This is a genomic window from Micromonospora sp. C31 (assembly GCF_018070575.1).
Lineage (GTDB): Bacteria > Actinomycetota > Actinomycetes > Mycobacteriales > Micromonosporaceae > Micromonospora.
The window spans coordinates 958546-975644 of sequence record NZ_JAGPXN010000001.1 but is presented as its reverse complement, the minus strand read 5'-3'; the positions used below and the strand labels follow the sequence as shown (position 1 = coordinate 975644).

Annotated in this window: 15 protein-coding genes and 1 pseudogene; 7 read left to right on the top strand and 9 right to left on the bottom strand. The window is 74.0% G+C overall.

The features are described from left to right. Positions 1–78: 78 nt before the first annotated feature. Complete coding sequence (locus KBX06_RS04550; RefSeq protein ID WP_247685009.1) at positions 79–933, bottom strand: hypothetical protein; 855 nt, start codon at positions 931–933, stop codon at positions 79–81. Further along, on the bottom strand, positions 930–3473 hold the full coding sequence (locus KBX06_RS04545) for an FtsK/SpoIIIE domain-containing protein (RefSeq protein ID WP_210832845.1): 2544 nt from the start codon (positions 3471–3473) through the stop codon (positions 930–932). Before KBX06_RS04545 ends, KBX06_RS04550 begins: the two co-directional genes overlap by 4 nt. Before the next feature lie 195 nt (positions 3474–3668). Between KBX06_RS04545 and KBX06_RS04540 the strand changes: the two genes are divergently transcribed. Next, positions 3669–4232 carry a hypothetical protein gene (locus tag KBX06_RS04540; RefSeq protein ID WP_210832970.1) on the top strand — a complete coding sequence of 188 codons (564 nt, stop codon included), beginning with the start codon at positions 3669–3671 and terminating at the stop codon, positions 4230–4232. Positions 4233–4236: 4 nt separating this feature from the next. Here KBX06_RS04540 and KBX06_RS04535 read toward each other — a convergent pair whose 3' ends face one another. The 7 genes and pseudogenes from KBX06_RS04535 to KBX06_RS04505 all read right to left on the bottom strand — a co-directional run bounded on the left by KBX06_RS04535 (position 4237) and on the right by KBX06_RS04505 (position 12656). Next, entirely contained in the window at positions 4237–4839 is a 603-nt protein-coding gene (locus KBX06_RS04535; protein ID WP_210832844.1) for a hypothetical protein, read from the bottom strand. 13 nt (positions 4840–4852) lie between these two features. After that, positions 4853–6022, bottom strand: coding sequence for a M23 family metallopeptidase (locus KBX06_RS04530; RefSeq protein ID WP_210832843.1), 1170 nt, complete (start codon positions 6020–6022; stop codon positions 4853–4855). After that, on the bottom strand, positions 6019–6576 hold the full coding sequence (locus KBX06_RS04525; protein ID WP_210832842.1) for a hypothetical protein: 558 nt from the start codon (positions 6574–6576) through the stop codon (positions 6019–6021). Before KBX06_RS04525 ends, KBX06_RS04530 begins: the two co-directional genes overlap by 4 nt. Further along, positions 6573–8540, bottom strand: coding sequence for an MFS transporter (locus KBX06_RS04520; protein ID WP_210832841.1), 1968 nt, complete (start codon positions 8538–8540; stop codon positions 6573–6575). The genes KBX06_RS04525 and KBX06_RS04520 overlap by 4 nt, the downstream gene beginning before the upstream one ends. A gap of 1 nt (position 8541) precedes the next feature. Continuing rightward, positions 8542–11916: pseudogene (locus KBX06_RS04515) on the bottom strand (ATP-binding protein). A 49-nt stretch (positions 11917–11965) separates the two neighbouring features. Further along, on the bottom strand, positions 11966–12328 hold the full coding sequence (locus tag KBX06_RS04510) for a hypothetical protein (protein ID WP_089003089.1): 363 nt from the start codon (positions 12326–12328) through the stop codon (positions 11966–11968). Between the two features lie 13 nt (positions 12329–12341). After that, on the bottom strand, positions 12342–12656 hold the full coding sequence (locus KBX06_RS04505; protein ID WP_210832839.1) for a hypothetical protein: 315 nt from the start codon (positions 12654–12656) through the stop codon (positions 12342–12344). A 344-nt stretch (positions 12657–13000) separates the two neighbouring features. Here KBX06_RS04505 and folP point away from each other — a divergent pair, with 344 nt between their 5' ends. The 6 genes from folP (at position 13001) to KBX06_RS04475 (ending at position 17069) form a co-directional block, all read left to right on the top strand. Beyond that, a complete protein-coding gene (folP, locus tag KBX06_RS04500) occupies positions 13001–13921 on the top strand; it encodes a dihydropteroate synthase (protein WP_210832838.1) in 921 nt (306 codons plus the stop codon). Then, complete coding sequence (folB, locus tag KBX06_RS04495; protein WP_210832837.1) at positions 13918–14283, top strand: dihydroneopterin aldolase; 366 nt, start codon at positions 13918–13920, stop codon at positions 14281–14283. The genes folP and folB overlap by 4 nt, the downstream gene beginning before the upstream one ends. Beyond that, a complete protein-coding gene (gene folK, locus KBX06_RS04490) occupies positions 14280–14807 on the top strand; it encodes a 2-amino-4-hydroxy-6-hydroxymethyldihydropteridine diphosphokinase (RefSeq protein WP_210832836.1) in 528 nt (175 codons plus the stop codon). The genes folB and folK overlap by 4 nt, the downstream gene beginning before the upstream one ends. Positions 14808–14826: 19 nt before the next feature. Beyond that, positions 14827–15369, top strand: a complete 543-nt coding sequence (locus KBX06_RS04485; RefSeq protein ID WP_210832835.1) for a DUF3180 domain-containing protein — start codon at positions 14827–14829, stop codon at positions 15367–15369. A gap of 122 nt (positions 15370–15491) precedes the next feature. After that, positions 15492–16706, top strand: coding sequence for an ABC transporter permease (locus KBX06_RS04480; RefSeq protein WP_247685008.1), 1215 nt, complete (start codon positions 15492–15494; stop codon positions 16704–16706). A 54-nt stretch (positions 16707–16760) separates the two neighbouring features. Further along, positions 16761–17069 (top strand): hypothetical protein, encoded by a 309-nt coding sequence (locus tag KBX06_RS04475; RefSeq protein WP_210832833.1) that lies wholly within the window; start codon positions 16761–16763, stop codon positions 17067–17069. Positions 17070–17099: the final 30 nt, after the last annotated feature.

Below are 17099 nucleotides of genomic sequence, written 5' to 3'. Positions count from 1 at the left end.
TCGGCCGGCCGCCGCGCGTCAGCCCGCCGGCGCGGCGCCGCTCAGGCGCGACGACGAACGGCTCCGACTCCGCGGTGCTCAGCCGGCCAGCATCGCGAGCAGCAGGCCCGCGCTGACCAGCACCGCCGGGACCAGACAGACCAGGGCACCCAGCCGGGCCGTGCGCGCCACCCGGCCGCCCTCCGGTGGCGGGAAGAGCCGCCCGACGCCGATCCAGCCCGCCGCGAAGGCGACCGCCGGCATCGGCAGCCCGCAGACCAGCGCGGCCACGCTGGCCGCCCCGGCGCCGGTCACCACGAAGAGCGCCACCTGGAGCGCCGGCATGAGCAGCGCCAACGGCCCGTACACCAGCAGGTTCCGCAGGTGCGGCGGCCAGGCGGCCAGGCGGGGCAGCCCGCGCGCGGAGAGCGTCGCGTCCGCAGCGTCCGCCCGACCCCGGGCGGCGCGCAGCGCGGCCAGCACCGCCGCCGGCCCGCCCGTCATCGTGCGGGCCGCCTCGGTCAGCTCCGGCGGCGTCGGGACCAGCGAGATCGGCGGTACGCCCCGCTCGCGCAGCCGGCCCTCCTGCGCCGCCAGCAGGGTGCGTACGGCGGTCAGCTCCTCGCGGGCGGCCTGCACCGACCGGGCCTGCTCGCCGGCGGCGGTGGTTGCGTCGCGGCGCACCCCGTCGAGCTGGCGGGCGGCGGCGAGGTACTCGGTCCACGCGGCGGCCACCGCGTCGGCGCCCCCGGCGGTCGCTGTCTGCCCGGCGGTGCCTGCCTGCCCGGCGGTGGCCACCTGCCCGGCGGTGGCCGCCTGCCCGGCGGTTTCTGTCTGCCCGGCGGTGCCTGGGTGTTCGGCGGTGTCCGGGTGTTCGGGTGTCGGATCGGCCCCGGAACGCTGCCGTCCCGGCGCGGACCGTCCCGCCGTGATCCGTGCCCCGCCGCGGGTCATGCCGCCTCCCCCTCGCCGAACGGAACCAGCACGGTGCCCTGCTCGCCGGGGCCGTCCCAGAGCACCGCCCGGCCGGGGCGGGGCCGCCACTGCACCTGCCGGCCGAAGACCGACGCGAGTTGCGCCCCCGGCAGGTCCACCACGGCCACGGCGGCGAGCTTGTCCACCTCGCCCTCGGGTTCCAGCAGCGCCGCGAAGGACGGCACCGTCCGCCAGCGGCCCAGCAGGTGCCGGCCGGCGGGCGGGCCCTCCCGCAACAGCGCGCGCAGTCGCTCCGGGGGCAGTTGTTCCGGTGTCGGCACGTCCAGTCCGAAGACCACCAGGTAGGCCGGCGCGGGATCGTCCACGGCGGCAAGCAGGCCCGCGAGGTCCACCGTGTCCACCTGGTGGTGCCCGGCCAGCTCGGCAGCCAGCGCCTCGACGACCGGCCGGCACTCCTGGTCCAGCACGGCGAGCACGAAGCGGGCGTCCCCCGAGGCGTGGTGCGCCGCCGCGCTGCGCGCCGCGTTGGCCAGCAGCCGGGCCGCCTCCGGCCCGGGCCCGAGCACGGCCAGGTTCCGCCCCGGCGCCGGCCCGAGCGGCACCGCGACGGTGGTCCGGGGCACGTCCACCGCCCGGCCCAGCAGGGCGGCGGGACCGGGTGCCCGCCCGGCCAGCGCGGCCCGGTACCGGGGATCGTTGCGCAGCAGCGGGCGGGCATAGCCGGCGAAGACCACCGGCGGGGCGGCCCCCTCCGGGCGGGCCGACCAGAGCCGGTGCCGCAGCGCCTCGACGGTGTCCGGATGGTCCTGCGGATCCGGGAACCGGACCATCCGCTCGTGCCCCCGGATCGCGCCCCGGGGCCCGCCGAGCCCACCGGCGGTGTTCACCACCGCGCTGCCCACCGGCAGCCCGGCGGCCGAGTCGTTCGTCGGCTCCAGCACCGCACCCCCACCGGGCAGCGCCACCCGCACCGGGAACTGCCCCAGCACCGAGTCCCGGTCGGTACGCGAGCCCAGCCCCAGGTCGCCCTCGCCGGCCAGCACCAGGTGCACCCCGTACGCGCGCCCGGTGCGGGCCAGCGCGTCCAGCCGGGCGGCGGCGTCGACGGCCAGCCTGTCCCGTTCGACGAAGAGCAGGGGCAGATTGTCGAGTACGCAGACGACCCGGGGCATGGCCCGGTGCTGCCGCAGCTCGGCGAAGCGCTGCCCGCCGGCCCGGGCACCCGCCTCCTCGCGCCGGCGCACCTCCGCCACCAGTTCGTCCAGCAGGCTCAGCACGTACTCCCGGTCGGCAGCCATCGCCGCGGCCCGCACCTGCGGGATCCACGACCGGTCCCGCTCGGTCTGGAGGAACTCCACGAAGGACTCGGCGTCGGCGAGGTCCGCCAGGTAGAGAGCCAGCTCGTCGGGGCCGTACCGGGCGGTCAGGCCGAGCAGCGCAGTGGTGAGGAAGGTGGACCGGCCCGTGCCCGAACGGCCGCTGACCAGCCAGTGCGGCGTCAGCTCCGTGAAACCGAGCGAAACGGGGCGGCCACCGGCGTCCCCCACGGTCGTGGTCAGCCCGCCCACCCCGCAGGCCGTCCACAGTTCCTCGTCCGCCCCCGGCAGCAGATCGGTCAGCGCCAGCCGTGAACCCGCCTCCACCTGCGCGGCCAGCCGGCGACAGACCGCGTCGACGAGCTCGCCCGGCGGGTCGGCCTCGACGAAGACCGGCGAGTTCAGCCCGCCCGGCCGATCGCCCGGGCCGGCGAACGAGCCGCCCGGCGGATCACCCAGCAGCGCGTACGCGTTACGGATCGCCAACGTCGTAGCCTGCGGCAGCGGCTCCCGGCCGCCCCTCGGGGGCCAGCCCGCCACGACGAGGTGCAGGCCGGCGGACCGGCCCGGCGCGGCCAGGGCCACGATCCGGGCCAGGTCGGTGGGCCCGGTCGACTCGGGCAGTGCGGCGATCACCAGCAGCAGCGTCCGGTCGTGCCGGCGACGCCCGCTCGCCCCCGGGGCCACCCACTGCTCGGCCTCGGTGAGCACGGCCCGCAGACCCGCCACGTCGACCGCCGGGGGCGGCAGCAGACCCGCGTCCGCGAGCGGCGCGAACGGCGCGAGGGCCGCGCCGGTCGCATCCACCGCGCGGACCAGCAGCGCCCCCGCCGGGGTCGCCGCCAGCAACCGCAGCAGTACGCCCCGCAGCAGCCCCGCCACCCGGGAATCCTGGGCGTCGACGTCCACCGCGAGGTGACCCGTGCCGAGCAGCGGCACCAGCGCGGGGAACCGGGCGTCGTCCAACGGGGCCGCCGTCCCGACCCGGACGAAGGGAGGCGGCCCCTCACCGGCCGGTGTGGCCGGTGCCGTCGTCTCCAGTGCAGCGCCCGCCCAGCCGGGGGCCAGCACCGCCGCCGCGGACCGCAGGCGGTCGGCCAACTCGTACTGGCGACGCTGGTCGGCGGGGGCGGGCCGGGTGTCGTCGAGGACGCTCGCGGCGGCGGCAGCGATGGCGGCGGCCTGCCGGTGCAGTGCGGCGGCGCGGTTGGTGCGTGCCTTCGGACCGGCCAGCGCGTCCACCCCCTCTACCCGAGGTCGGCAACCCCTCCCCGCGCAGAGACCGTAACCCAGACGGGCCGAAACGTCCGGGATGCGCGGCGGCACTGCGCCGGGGATGTCGTGGATCTCACCGGTGGGATGCGGTCCGTCACGATCCGCTGGATCCGGGGCATTGGGTCTACCGCGTCGAGCCGCTAGCCTCAGAGGGTGGAATCAGTGCAGCCCCCCGCCGGTTCCCAGGTCTCCCGCGTACCGGCGCAACGGCCACCCTCCGACCGCCTGGCGCCGCCCTCGCCGGCCCCGGTGCCGGAGCGGCCACGGCGGCGGCTGCGCACCGTGCTCACCGTGGTCACGAGCATCGTCGTGGCACTCTGCCTCGGCGGAGTGGCCGCCGGATACGTGCTCTACAACCGGGCCGCAGCACCCGACCGGAGCGCACCCGATGTGGTGGTGGACAACTACCTGCGTGCCTTCCTCGTAGATCGTAACGACATCCGCGCGAACCTCTTCACCTGCGGTAATGCCGGCGAAGTCGGCCAGCTTCGGGCGTTACGCGACGATCTGATCGCACGCGAGAAGCGATTCGCGACGACCTTCATGATCAGCTGGGGCAGTTTGCAGGTGCAGGTGCAGGAACAGGGCGAGGGCGCGGAAGTTCAGGTTGATCTCATTATCGCCGCCCACGTCGACGGTATCTCCCAGAGTGATCGGCAGTCGTGGCGGTTTACCACGCGCTTGGACGACGACTGGCGGGTGTGTACAGGAGCCAGGGTTTCATGACCTACTACTCAATCCAGAGCAGATGTACCGGAACCTCCAGCGTGGTCGGAGACTGACCTCGCCATGCCCAGCGGTACCAGTCCACCTCCGGGGTCACCCGAACGCAGATGTCGCCTTCCGCACCGGAATAGGTCTCGGTGACGGCCCGCAGGTCCCGGTGTTCGACGTCGTCGACGACGTGCACAACCCGGCGCCCCGTGACGGCGTCCGACTCGAAGACCGGGGTCGGTACGCGGTGCGCCGGGGCGTCCAGGGAGACCAGGCGGACGCCCGTCTCGCGGTCCACTGACGCGTCCGGCCGCCGGGCCCCCACCGTCTCCACCCAGACCCGCTCGACCGGGACCAGCGGTGCGAAGACCTCCACCTGATCGGACTCCGCCCGGTACCACTCGTGCTCGGGAATTACCGGCACGTACGTCCGACTGCCCTGCACCACCCGGTCGTCGGCCCGAAGGTCACCACGCCAGCCGAGCCCGGGCAGGCCGACCAGCACGCGCTGCCCGCGCAGCTCGACGCGCCCGGTGGCCGGCACGATCTCGATCGGTCGGGGTGGTCGGGGCGCCCAGTCCGGATGGTCGGCGAACGGGTCGGGAAGTGGGTCGTTCATGACGGCGAGCGTCTCATCCCGCGCCCTTGAGCGGCGCACCACGCGACCGCATGAACGGCACCGGGTCGATGGCGCCGCGGCTGCTCCGGTCCGCGTCCTCGTGCACCTCGAAGTGCAGGTGCGGGCCGGAGGAGTTGCCGCTGCTGCCCACCTCGCCGATGACCGTACCGGCCTCGACGAGCTGGCCGACCTTGACCCGCGGCTTACTGACCAGGTGGCAGTAGCGAGTGATGAACCCGCCGGCGTGCAGGACGTCGACGAACCAACCGCAGCCACCCTTGTTCGGCCAGCCGTCCACGTTGCACGTGAGCCGGTTCCGATTGTCCGGGTCACAGCGGGACACCAGGACGCGCCCGGTGGCGGCGACCCGGATGTCGGTGCCCTTCGGGGCGGCGATGTCGACCCCGTTGTGCCCGGGGCGCTCCGCGGTGCGGAAGCCCGAGCCGACGCCGCCGGGGATGGGAGCTGTCCAGCCCGAGGCGGCGATCTTCCCGGCAGCGGCGCGGTCGCACGCCTTCTTGCCGTTGACAAGCGCGATCCGGGCGGCTCCGCCGGCCAGCGCGTTGACGATGCGGGCGGCCTTGTCCTCGTGCTTGGCGTACGCATCTGGGAAGGCGCTGATCTGCACGGCCTGCGCGGCCCGGGTCAGCGGCATCGTCTCCCAGCCGGGCACCTTGACCAGCTTCTCGTAGAACTTCCGGGCGGCATACTCGGGCGTCATCCGTTGAGCCACGGTGCCCCAGCTCGCCCGCTGCTGGAACAGCCCGACGGAGTCGTGATCGGCACCGACTCCTTCGTTTGGCAGGTCCCCGGACTCGCCGACCGTCCGGTTCGCCAGGTTGCGCAGCCGGGACTCCTGCATGGCGGTCGCGACGGCGATCACCCAACCGCGCGGCGGCACCTTCATCTCCTGCCCGACCTTGATGATCCGGGCAGCATTGCGGAGCTGGACCTGGCCGTATCCGGACATCCGGGGTATCTTGCCGCGTACGTCGACCCGGTAGTCCTCCTTGCAGTCCATGCTCATGGGGATCATGGGATCTGCGGACTCGCCGCCCAGTTCCGTCAGGAAGAATGCACCCGCGCCGCCGGTGCAGCAGAGCAGGGCGAGCGTCGCCGTCAACGCGGCGGCCAGTGCGCCGAGTCGGAGCTGTCGACCGCGGGGCCGTGTCTCGTCGCTCATTTCTGCTCCCAGTCCACCGCGTCCACCAGCCACCGCCCGTCGGGTGCCACCAGTTCGAGACGGAGCCGTCCCGTGTCGAGCGGAACCAGCACCTCGACGAAGTTCTCGGCCCGGGGCTGGAGCGTGACGTCGCCGTCGGTCTGACCGACCGGCACCCCGGACGGGTCGACGCCGGCAAGCTTGTCGGTCAGCGCCGGGGTCGACAGGGGACGTAGGTCCTCCTGCCACTGCTCCGCCGTGGTGCCCGGCTTGCCGAGCCAGGCGGTGACGAAGCGTTTGGCCGTCTGCTCCGGCGTAAGTTCGCCGGATCGGGTGACCGGGGAGGGGGGAGGGCCCGTCGAGAACGCCCCGTCGTCACCTGCGGTCGGGGCGACCGTGGTGATCGGTCGGTTGGGGCGGTTGCTGAGCCCGGAGGTGGGATCGCCGGGCCCGGACACCAATCGTGCCGCTCCGATGATCCCGAACACGAGTACGGCGATGCCGATCGCGATGCCGAGCCGGGAGCGGAGCACCCGGGTGACCAGGAATTCGACCGCCCGCCGCACCCCACTCACCGTGCCTCGGACCGGATCCGGGGAGTGGGCCGGTCAGGTTCGCGTTCCACGGAGCCGGGACGGTAGATGACGAACGAGGGGTTCTCATTCGGCACGTCCGGTTCCGTCCAGGTGGCCGGCTGACGCCGCCGGGGTCGGGGTGCGACCGGGCGGGAGGTGCCCCGTTCCTCGGACGGTGCCGCCTTCTCGGCGGCGGACTCGCGGCCGTCAGGCCGCTGCCGCTCCTCCCCACCGGCGGTTGAAGCGGGCCCACCACGAGTGGCGGCGTGCGCCGGGTCCTCCCGCCGTGCCTCGGGCCGGAGGGTACGTTGCTCCGCCACCACGACACGGCGCCGGCCCGTCGCCGGCTCGGCCGTGCCGCCGGGCTCCGCGACGTCGAGGCGGGCGGCGGTGCGCATGTCCCGGAAGAAGCGTCGGTGCCACGAGCCGGCCGAGCTGACCGCCTCGCTGCTGTCCTTGCCGCCGAGCTGGGTGATCCGGCGGTAGGGGCGCAACAGCAGCCAGCCCACCACGCCGCAGAGCCAGACCAGCACCACCTGGAGCCAGCCGGGCAGGGTCGGCGTGCTCATGATGAGGTCGACCGCGAAGAGGTAGATGGCCGCGCCGGTGCCGAAGATGGCGATGTTGAAGACGGCGGCGACCACCGCGTTCGCCAATCGCCGCAGTCCTGCGCTGGCCGGCCGCATCAGGCCCACCGTGCCGAGGATCGGCGCGGCGATCACCGCCCACCGGAAGATCAGGAAGCCCAGCAGCACCAGCAGCGAGGCGGTCAGGTCGAACATCGCGAAGAGCACGGCGGCCAGCACCGCGATGAACCCGGCGCCCACCCGGTCCATGTCCCGGACGCCCTGGAGATACTCGTACGCCTCCGGATCCTCGGTCTCGATCTGCTGCGCGACGCGCGCCCACTGCTGCTGCTTCGCCTTGATGGTGGCCTCTCGCGTGGCCGGATTCGACCGGAGCTTCGCCGCCTCGTCCCAGGAGAGCGACTTCGCGTCGTAGAGCGCCGGCCCGTACTTCTTCGCGGTCTCGCTGTCCGCGGAGCCGAGCACGCCTCGTAGCCAGTTGCGGTAGAGCATGGCCTCCGTCGCCGTGTCACTGGCCCGAACGGCGGGCGGACGCTTGTCGATGCAGGCATTCGGATTGGGCAGTGCGCACTTATCTGCGGGAATGTCCTTGGTGGCGGGGCCGACCGCGTCGTGGACCACGCCCAGAGTGGTGACCAGGGTGCCGTCGGCGATGTTGGCCGACTTGACCGGCCAGGCGGCCAGGGCGGTCACCGCAACCATCACCAGCAGGGCCCAGCCCGCCGTGGTCATCGCGTTGCTCATGTCCGACTGGCGGGAGCGCCAGAGCAGATACAGGCCGACCACGCAGAGAGTGACGATGCCGAAGACACTGAACACCTTCTGGTAGACGGCCTTGGTCGCCTGGTCCACCAGCGGGTCGGCCCAGCCCCACATCGAGCCCGGATCCCAGGCGCGTTCCCGCAGCGCGTTCGAAGCGCCCACGATCGCCGTGGCGATCATGAACTCGCCGTTGGCCACCGTGTTGGTGAACTTGTAGTCGGGATGCAGCACCGCGGTCGCGCAACCGCTGTCGACGTCGTACGTGGAGTAGCTGTATCCGGCGTAGCCGTAGTCGCTGTAGAGGCCCTTCGGGCCCAGTTGCTTGGCCGAATCCGGGCGTGACGCGAACCAACCGGCGAGCCCGGAGTCGGGGGTGCCGGGAGTCGGAGCGTTGCGGCACTTGACCTCGGAGTCGGCGACTTCCTTCAGTTTGGCGACGCAGGCGCGGAAGTCGGCCTGCCACTCCGGGGTGGTGCAGAGGCCGGCGTTCGCCTGGGCCGTCAGCGGCGCGGGCGCTGCCGCCGTGGCGCCGACGGCCGGCCAGCCGATCGTGGCCCCGGCGAGTACGCCGACCGCGAGCAGGAACGCCGCCAACCGTGCCGGGGCCCGCGCCATGTCACGCCTCCATGTTCGGCAGGATGGCCGGCAGCACCCCGGCGGCCGCAGCGATCGCGGCGGGGGTGGTGTCGAGGTGGTCCAGCAGCCCGTCGACGTACGAGACGTCGACCCTGACCTTCTGCACCCGGCCGTCGACGTCCCGCATGACGAACTCCCGGAAGCCGAGCCGGGTAGCGCTGGTGGCATCGGCGGTGGAGAGGGAGGCCAGGGTGGCCTCGTAGCCGTCGTTGACCGGTACTCGCAGCAGGCGGAGCGCTTCGGAGGCGATCTCCGCGTCCTCGGCGATCCGGCCGACGAAGACGGTCGAGACGAGGTTCTGCACGTCGAGGCCGAGGATGTCGCGCGGGTTCTGCGAGGCGACCAGCGCGGCGAGGTTCCACTTGCGGGAGTCGCGCGCGAGCCGCACCAGGAACGACCGTCCGGAGCGCCATCCCTCCATGAAGTGCGCCTCGTCCAGGCCGACCAGCTTCCGCGACGACATCGAGCCGCCGTAGCAGCGGCGTACGGCGAGCCGGTGCGCGGTGTGCAGCATCGGCAGGGCCAGCGACTCCTCGGCGGACCAGTATTCGCGCTCGATCTTCAGGTCGGGCAGTCGGAGCCCGGCCATGGTGATCACGGTGAGGGCGGCGTCCGCGCCGAGCAGTCCTTCCGGCGGTCGGCCGAAGAAGAGCATGGCCAGCGGCATCTCGGCGGTGTCCAGCAGCAGGTTGGCCAGTTCCTTGCCGGCGTCGTCGTCGAGCTGGCTGAGGCAGGCGACCACGTCGTCCAGGGTGGAGGTCTCCTCGGCCGGCACCTGGCGTACGGCGTGGCGGAAGAGGGTGGCGGTGGACGCCTCCCGGGCGACCTGCGGGGGCACCAGCATCATGCAGATGTCCTGCACCAGCATCCGCCGCTCGGCGCGGGCGTTGGAGACCGCGATCTCGAACTCCCGGTCGCCCGGGGCCCCGGCGCCGAACTCGCTGCGCAGCGGCGTCGGAATGAGAGAGTACGGGGCCAGGGTGCCGTGCTCGGAGCCGGTCAGGTTCAGCACCCGCGCGTACGGTCGCAGTTCCGGCATGGCGCAGAGCCGGGCGAGCGGGCCGGACGGGTCGAGCAGCGTCACCTGGACCCCGCGCCGGGCGGCGAGGTAGCCGAGCGCGCCGAGCAGGGTGGACTTGCCGCCGCCCGGTTCGGCGACGAAGACGGCGAGCCCGGAGCGTTCGCGTACCTCCATCGGGAAGTGCAGGTCGAGGAAGACGGGCCGGCGGCAGGTGCCCGCGGTGCGCCCGATGAGGTCGCCGCGTCGGTCGCCGACGGTGGAGGCGGCCTGGGGGAGCGCGGCGGCGAGCAGGTTGACCGGCATCCGCCGGACGTAGCCGGTGTTGGCGATGGGCTCGCCGGGGATGAACTCGCGGGCCAGCCAGTCCTGGTTCTTCGGGTGTTGCAGCGAGATCCGCAGCTCGCGGGCGTAGAGCTGGATGAGTCGGCGGGCCCGCTCCAGGCACTCCTCGCGGTTGCGGCCGCCGACGGCGATCCGGTGCCAGCCGTGCGCCCGGGCGGAGTCGACCGGCAGCCCGGTGGTCATCTCGTCGCCGATCACCAGGGCCCGCTTGGCCAGCCGCTCCAGCTCGGGCGGGGCGTCGATGCCGTGTTCGGCGTAGTCGAGCTGCTGGGAGCGGATCATCCGGAGCCGGTGTTCGAGGTTACGGAAGGAGTCGCCGGAGCCGAGGATGTCGACGCGGGTGGAGAGTTCCATCGGCCACGGCAGCCGCTCGTGGAAGTGCAACCAGGGCTCGTGCCGCTCGGGAATCTCGAGCGGTTCCATCCGGCCGACCGCCAGCACGGCGACGTGCCGTTCCTCGCCGGTCATCCGGTTGACCAGCTTGACGGTCGAGCCGTACGGGGTGCGGTAGCGCTCGACCTGCTCGGTGAGGGCGAGCAGGTCGCCGCGTTCCCACCGCCCGTCGGTGAGCGGGGAGAGTTCCCCGGGCGGCGCCATGCAGAGCGCCACGGAGCGGTAGAGCAGCCACTCCAGCTCCTGCGCGGTGACCCGCCGGCCACGCATGCCGAACGCCCCCAGCACCTCGTCGAACTGCTCGACGGTGCGGCCGAGCTTGCGGCGCTCGCCCTCGGCGACGCCCCTGCCGAAGGTGCGCAGCAGCCGCTCGGTGAGCGAGTCGCCGAGGGACCGGCGGGCGAAGGTGACGCCGAGGTAGGTCTGCCCCTCGGCGTGGTTGACCGAGAGCAGGTGCCGCTGCGCGGCCACCAGGTGGTCGCCCCAGCCGACGGTGCCGGCGACGTCGGGCAGCGGCGCGCGGGTGTGCGCGTCGATGGTGCGGGCCCACTCGTCGGCCGGGAAGGGCCGGGTGGTGCGTCGCAGGTGCAGCCGGAAGCCGGCCAGCCCGGCGTACTGCTCGGAGATCGCCGAGAGCAGCGCCTCCCGTTCCGCGTCCGGCCGGAACGCCCAGCGCACCTCCGGCAGCCAGTACCAGGCGGTGACCGTGTTGGGGGTGAAGGTGAGGTGGCCGGCGATCTCGGTGATGGCCAGCTCGACCGCCGGGTCCCGGTCACCGAACTTGATCTTCGGCGGTTTCACCCGGACGGGCTTGGTGGGCTGGTTGTGGCGGCCGGCGGAGCGCTGCCGCGGCGGCACCACCTCCCGGCCGGTCCGCTCCGTCGGACGTTCCCCGCTGCGGCCGGACGACGGCTCGGACACCGGTTCCGGGGCGGGCGGTTCGAGTGGCGCCGGCTCCGGAGGTGCGGGGTGGGACGGCGGCGCCGGCACGAGGGGCGGCGCGGCGGCGGTCGCGTCCTGCGCCGGTGGGCGGAGCGTGGGCAGCCGGTCCCCGGGCTGGTGCGGCACGCGGGACCTGGCCGGGCGGGCGGGCTGCTCGTAGGCGGCGGCCGGTGGCTGGTCGGCGGCCGGTGTCACCTGGGAGGGCGTCCGGTCGGCGGCGTCGCCCGGGTGGCCCTCGTCGGTCCGGTGGCCGGCCCGTACCGGCGGCGGCGGTGGCGGGGGAACGGGAGCCGAGGGGAGCGCCGCCGGGGCGGCCGGCTGCGGGGCGGTGGCGTGTTCCCGCCCGCTGGTCCGCTGCGAGGGGGCCGCCGGCCGGCTCGCGCCGGGGCGCGTACCACCGAACAGGTCGAGGAAGGGCGAGTCGATGTCGGCGCTGTCGCCGGCGGCCTGCGGCTCGGCCGGCGGCATGCGGCGTGGTGCCGGCCGGGGTGCCTGGAAGACACCCACCCCACCGTGCCCGGGTGTCGTCACCAGCGCCGGGTCGAGGGCGACCTCGTCGGCCTCGGGATCGTCCGGGTAGTCGAACGACCGCGCACGGTTACCGTGCGGGACGATCGGACGCCCTGCCGGGGAACCCGGCGTGGAACTGCGATTCATGCGACCGCCTCATCCGCGTCGTTCGACTGCCTGGTCGGGGTGCGACCGGTCATGCCAGTTCCTCCCGGATCCTGATCCGACTGCCGACCAGGCGGGGGTCCCGCTGCTCCGCGGCCGGCTCCCGGGTCCGCCGCCAGTCGGTCAGCGCGGTGCGGATCACCATGCGCGCGGGCCGGTCCGGGTCGACGTACCGGAAGATGAACGAGGTGCTCACGATGGCGAGGGCGATCTCCCAGGCGGGGAAGAGCTCGACCTGCAACGTGAACAGCCAGTGGATGAACATGTAGAGGGGGACGAGCAGCATGAACAGCCCGTACTGGGCGTACGGCAGGTGGACGGGAAGGGTGTAGCCGGGCGGCCCGAGGTAGACCAGGCGAGCCCGGTAGATGTCGTCGTCGGTGCGCAGCCGCATCTCGTGCCCGCGCCTATTCGAAGATCAGGTCGATCAGGTAGTCGCCGATGAAGAAGAGTGTGGCGGCTCCGGCGATGAAGGCGAGCCCGACGATCGCGATCGCCGAGCTGGTGAGGACCTTGGAGATCTCACCCCGGCTGGCCCGTCCGATGAAGATGACGCCCAGCACGGCCAGCAGGATCGGTGCGATCTTGCTGGCGAAGAACGTGACGACACCCTCGGTGTCGATGCCCTTGGGTGCGGGCTCGGCGAGTGGAGTCGCCGCCAGAGCGGAGAGCGTGTGGGCGGCGGCGGACGTCGCCGTCTCCATCAGCTCGATGGCGATCACTGGAACCTCCCCAAGTCGCGGCCGGCGGCGCCGCGGTGGTGCAGTAGGCATGTCTGGCGGGAACGGTGCTCCCTGTGCGCAGCGTCGGCGACCCTGCGTTCGTTACCCACCACGGAGGGTGGTGAGCTTTGGGCGGATTTTCCCGCTTTGGCCCCTCCCTCCGGGCTTCGCCATCTCGATGCCGGGCAGTTCCAAAGCGTACGGGCACCCACTGTTTGCGACAAGCCGCGAGGACTCTGCCCGATTCGGCGCAGGCGACCGATCGTACACCTGTTCGAATGCGCATGTCACCGCCCTCGACCCGGGCCGCTCGGGGCGCTGCGGTCGACCGGTACCGTCAAGCCGTGACCGATCTGGTACGGGCCCCGGCCCCGGTGGTGATGGGCGTCCTCAACGTCACGCCCGACTCCTTCTCCGACGGCGGACGGTACGCCGACCTCGACGCCGCCGTCGGACACGGCGTGCGGCTGCGGGCCGAGGGCGCCCACCTGGTGGATGTCGGCGGCGAGTCCACCCGGCCCGGCTCCGACCGCGTCGACGCGGCGACCGAGACGGCCCGGGTGGTCCCCGTCATCCGGGAGCTGACCGCGGCCGGCGTGCCGATCAGCATCGACACCACCCGCGCGCGGGTCGCCGAGGCGGCCCTCGCCGCCGGCGCGGCGGTGGTCAACGACGTCTCCGGCGGCCTCGCCGACCCCGACATGGCCCGCGTGGTGCGCGACGCCGGCTGCCCCTGGGTGCTCATGCACTGGCGGGGCCACTCCCGCGAGATGGGGGAGTTGGCCCGCTACGCCGACGTGGTCGCCGACGTACGCGCCGAGCTGGGTCGCCGTGTCGACGAGGCCCTGCGGGCCGGGGTCGCCGCCGACCGCATCGTCGTCGACCCCGGGCTGGGCTTCGCCAAGACGGCCGCGCACAACTGGGAGTTGAGCACCCGCCTGTCCGAACTGCTGGACCTCGGCTTCCCGCTGCTCTTCGCGTCCAGCCGCAAGTCCTACCTGGGGCGGCTGCTGGCCGGCCCGGACGGCACCCCCCGCCCCACGGACGAACGCGACGTGGCCACCGTCGCCACCAGCCTGCTCGCGGTGGCGGCCGGCGCCTGGGGGGTTCGCGTGCACGACGTCCGGGCGACCGTGGACGCCCTCGCCGTCTGGCAGGCCACCGGCGGGCCCTGCCTGGCACCCGCCGCCACGGGCGGGGCCCGGCCGACCCACGCGAGCGCCGGCCGGCCGGACCGCACCGCCGAGCACGGAGGAGACCGATGACCGACCGGATCCAGCTGACCGGCCTGCGGGCGCACGGCCGGCACGGGGTGTACGACTTCGAGCGCGAGCGGGGGCAGGACTTCGTCGTCGACGCCGTCCTGGAGCTGGACCTCGCCCCGGCGGCCCGCTCCGACGAGGTGGGCGACACCGTCCACTACGGCGAACTCGCCGAGCGGCTGGTCGCGGTGGTGACCGGCGAGCCGGTCAACCTGATCGAGACGCTCGCCGACCGGCTGCTGGCGGTCTGCCTGGCCGACCCCCGGGTCGAGGTCGCCACGGTCACCGTGCACAAGCCGGAGGCGCCCGTCCCGCACGCCTTCACCGACGTGGCCGTCACCATGACCCGGCGGCGGGACCGGTGACCCGCGCCGTCCTCTCCCTCGGCAGCAACCTCGGCGACCGGCTGGCCCACCTGCGCTGCGCCGTCGCGACGTTCGGCGACAGTGTGCTGCTGGTCTCCGGTGTCTACGAGACTCCACCGTGGGGGGACGCGGACCAGCCCGCGTACCTGAACGCCGTGCTGCTCGCCGAGGACCTGACGGCGAACCCGTACGACTGGCTGGAGCGGGCCCGGGCGGCGGAGCGCGCCGCCGGACGGACCCGCGACCCGCAGCGGCGCTTCGGGCCACGGACCCTGGACGTGGACGTCATCGCGGTGTGGACCGACGGCGACGAGCCGGTGCTCAGCGACGACCCCGAGCTGACCCTGCCGCACCCCCGGGCCCACCTGCGGGCCTTCGTGCTGCGACCGTGGATCGATCTCCAGCCGTACGGGCGGCTGCCCGGGCACGGTTGGCTGACCGACCTGCTCAACACCCGCCCCACGGCCGACGACGCGTTGGATCTGCGCCCCCGGCCGGACTTGGCGATAGAGTCGACGGCATGACCCAGCGGATCCGGCCGGCATGACGCAGGCGCAGTCCCCACGACCCGGCGGGACGGGCCCCGAGCGGTCCCGGATGGGTCCCACCCGGATCTCCACCCTGCTGGTGGCCGCCCTCGCCGCCGCCGCGGTGGCGTGGTTGCTGATCAGCGCCCTCTACTACGACTACCTGCCGGAGCTGCCCTGGCTGCCGGTGGTCACCCTCGCCGCGCTGGCCGTGCTGGAGGCGTACGCCGCCGTGAACACCCGGGGGCGCATCGAGCGCCGGCCGGGCCGCGACCCGGTCAACCCGCTGCTGGTGGCCCGGTTCGTGGTGCTGGCCAAGGCGTCGGCGCTGGCCGGCGCGATCTTCGTCGGCTTCTACGCCGGGCTGACCGGCTGGCTCTTCGTGGAGCGCACCGACGCCGCGATGGACGACCGGCCGATCGCGGGCGCCGGCCTGCTCGCCGCGCTGGCGCTGGTGGTGGCGGCGCTCTGGCTGGAGCGCTCCTGCCGGGTCCCCGAGCAGGAGGACGACGAGGACCGCGAGCCCGGCGGGCGGGAGGGCCGCCCCAACCGAGGCTGATCCCGGGGGGTTACGCCCGGCCTTGCACGCGGGTACGGTGCCTGCGACCGGAGAGCAACGCCGCCCCGGTCCGCCCGCGCGTCGGACCCGGCTGTACGGGCGGCCACGTGGGAGGCGGCGTCATGCGGTACGACGAACCGGGGCGTGAGTCGTCCCCCGAGCCCTCGTCCGGCATCCCCGCCTCCGTCCTGGAGAACGTCTTCGACGACCCCGCGCACGGCGAGCCCGGCCGCGACCGGTTCTCCGTGCACGTCCTCTGGGAGTTGCTGCTCCTGATCGGGCTGGGCTTCCTCACGTACCTGCTCTGGGCGGAGGACCCGGCCGCGCTGCGCGGTGGCGGGCTGCGCTCCCTGCTCCTCGACGCCGTCGTGCTCGGGCTGCTCGCGCTGGCCGCCGGGCTGACCCTGCGTACCGCCGCGGTGAACCTGGCCGTCGGCCCCGTGGCGGTCGCCGCCGCGCTGCACGTGGCCGAGCAGGGCGACCGGGGAGTCAGCGCCGCCGCCGGCCCGGCCCTGCTGGTCGCCGCGCTGGGCGGGCTCGCCCTGGCGCTGGTCGTGGTGGTGCTGCACGTCCCCGGCTGGGCCGCGTCCCTCGCCGGCGCGGCCGGGGTGGTCGTGTACGTCGAACAGCGTTCCGCGGCGGTCCTGCCGCAGGGGGACTACGACCCGGAGCGCGGCGCCCTGCACCTCTTCGTGGGGTTCGCGGCGGTCGCGGTGCTCGGCGGCCTGTTCGGCTCGGTGCGGGCCGTCCGCCGGGTGGTCGGCCGGTTCCGCCCGGTCGTGGACCCGGCCCGCCGCCGGGGCGCGGTGGCGGCGGTGGTCACCTCCGGCGCGCTCGTCGGCTCCACGGTGCTGGCCGCGCTGGCCGGCATGCTCACCGCCAGCCGGGACACCGCCCCGGTCGCGCCGGACCCGGGGCTGGACTGGACGGTGCTCGCGGTCGGTCTGGCACTGCTCGCCGGCACCAGCGCCTTCGGCCGGCGGGGCGGCGTCTTCGGCACCCTGCTGGCGGTCTGCCTGGTCACGGTCTTCCTGGCGTACGCGGGGGAACGGGGCTGGACGGTGAGCCGATGGGCGGTCGGCGCGGCGGTGCTCGGCGTCGGGCTGCTGGCCACCCGGCTCGTCGAGGCGTACGGACGGCCGGCGGCCGGGGCGGCGGCGGAACCGGTTCCCGTGGGGGACGCCCGGATCGGCGCGGGCTGGACGGCGTCCCCGGGGCACCCGGTCGGCGACTGGCCGCCCGCCGTGCCGAGGCGCTCCTCGGAGAGCCCCGTGGACCCCTGGAGCGACCCGGGCTGGGAGAGCGGCCCACGCCGGTGGGACGCCGGCGAGCGGTGAGCCGGCACCGCGTCCACCGAGCCGGGAGTGATCTCGCCGGTTAGGCTCGGCGGCATGACCGACACACCATCGACCTCCGCCGGCCCGTCGTTCGAGGAACTCGACGCGCTGTCCACCGAGGAGCTGCGGGAGCGGGCGTTCGCGGTCGCCCGGGAGCGCCGCGACGTGCGCTTCTTCTGGTCCGTGCTGCGGCACCTGCCGAACGCGGACGAGGCCGCCGTCCTCGACGGCGCGCCCAACTCCGTCGGGCCGACGATCGACGAGGCCGCGGCGCTGTGGCGGCAGCTGACCGGGCACGGTTACGGGGAGTCGGCGCCGCTGCTGCGGGCCGCGTTCATCGACTACCTGATGAAGCACCGGTGACGGGGACCGCCGGCCCCGGGCAGGTTTGTC

Bases quoted from the DNA above. Each gene is read 5' to 3' on its own strand.
- KBX06_RS04550 (WP_247685009.1), bottom strand. From the start codon at position 933: ATGACCCGCGGCGGGGCACGGATCACGGCGGGACGGTCCGCGCCGGGA.
- KBX06_RS04535 (WP_210832844.1), bottom strand. From the start codon at position 4,839: ATGAACGACCCACTTCCCGACCCGTTCGCCGACCATCCGGACTGGGCG.
- KBX06_RS04530 (WP_210832843.1), bottom strand. From the start codon at position 6,022: ATGAGCGACGAGACACGGCCCCGCGGTCGACAGCTCCGACTCGGCGCA.
- KBX06_RS04520 (WP_210832841.1), bottom strand. From the start codon at position 8,540: ATGGCGCGGGCCCCGGCACGGTTGGCGGCGTTCCTGCTCGCGGTCGGC.
- KBX06_RS04510 (WP_089003089.1), bottom strand. From the start codon at position 12,328: ATGCGGCTGCGCACCGACGACGACATCTACCGGGCTCGCCTGGTCTAC.
- folB (WP_210832837.1), top strand. From the start codon at position 13,918: ATGACCGACCGGATCCAGCTGACCGGCCTGCGGGCGCACGGCCGGCAC.
- KBX06_RS04485 (WP_210832835.1), top strand. From the start codon at position 14,827: ATGACGCAGGCGCAGTCCCCACGACCCGGCGGGACGGGCCCCGAGCGG.
- KBX06_RS04480 (WP_247685008.1), top strand. From the start codon at position 15,492: ATGCGGTACGACGAACCGGGGCGTGAGTCGTCCCCCGAGCCCTCGTCC.
- KBX06_RS04475 (WP_210832833.1), top strand. From the start codon at position 16,761: ATGACCGACACACCATCGACCTCCGCCGGCCCGTCGTTCGAGGAACTC.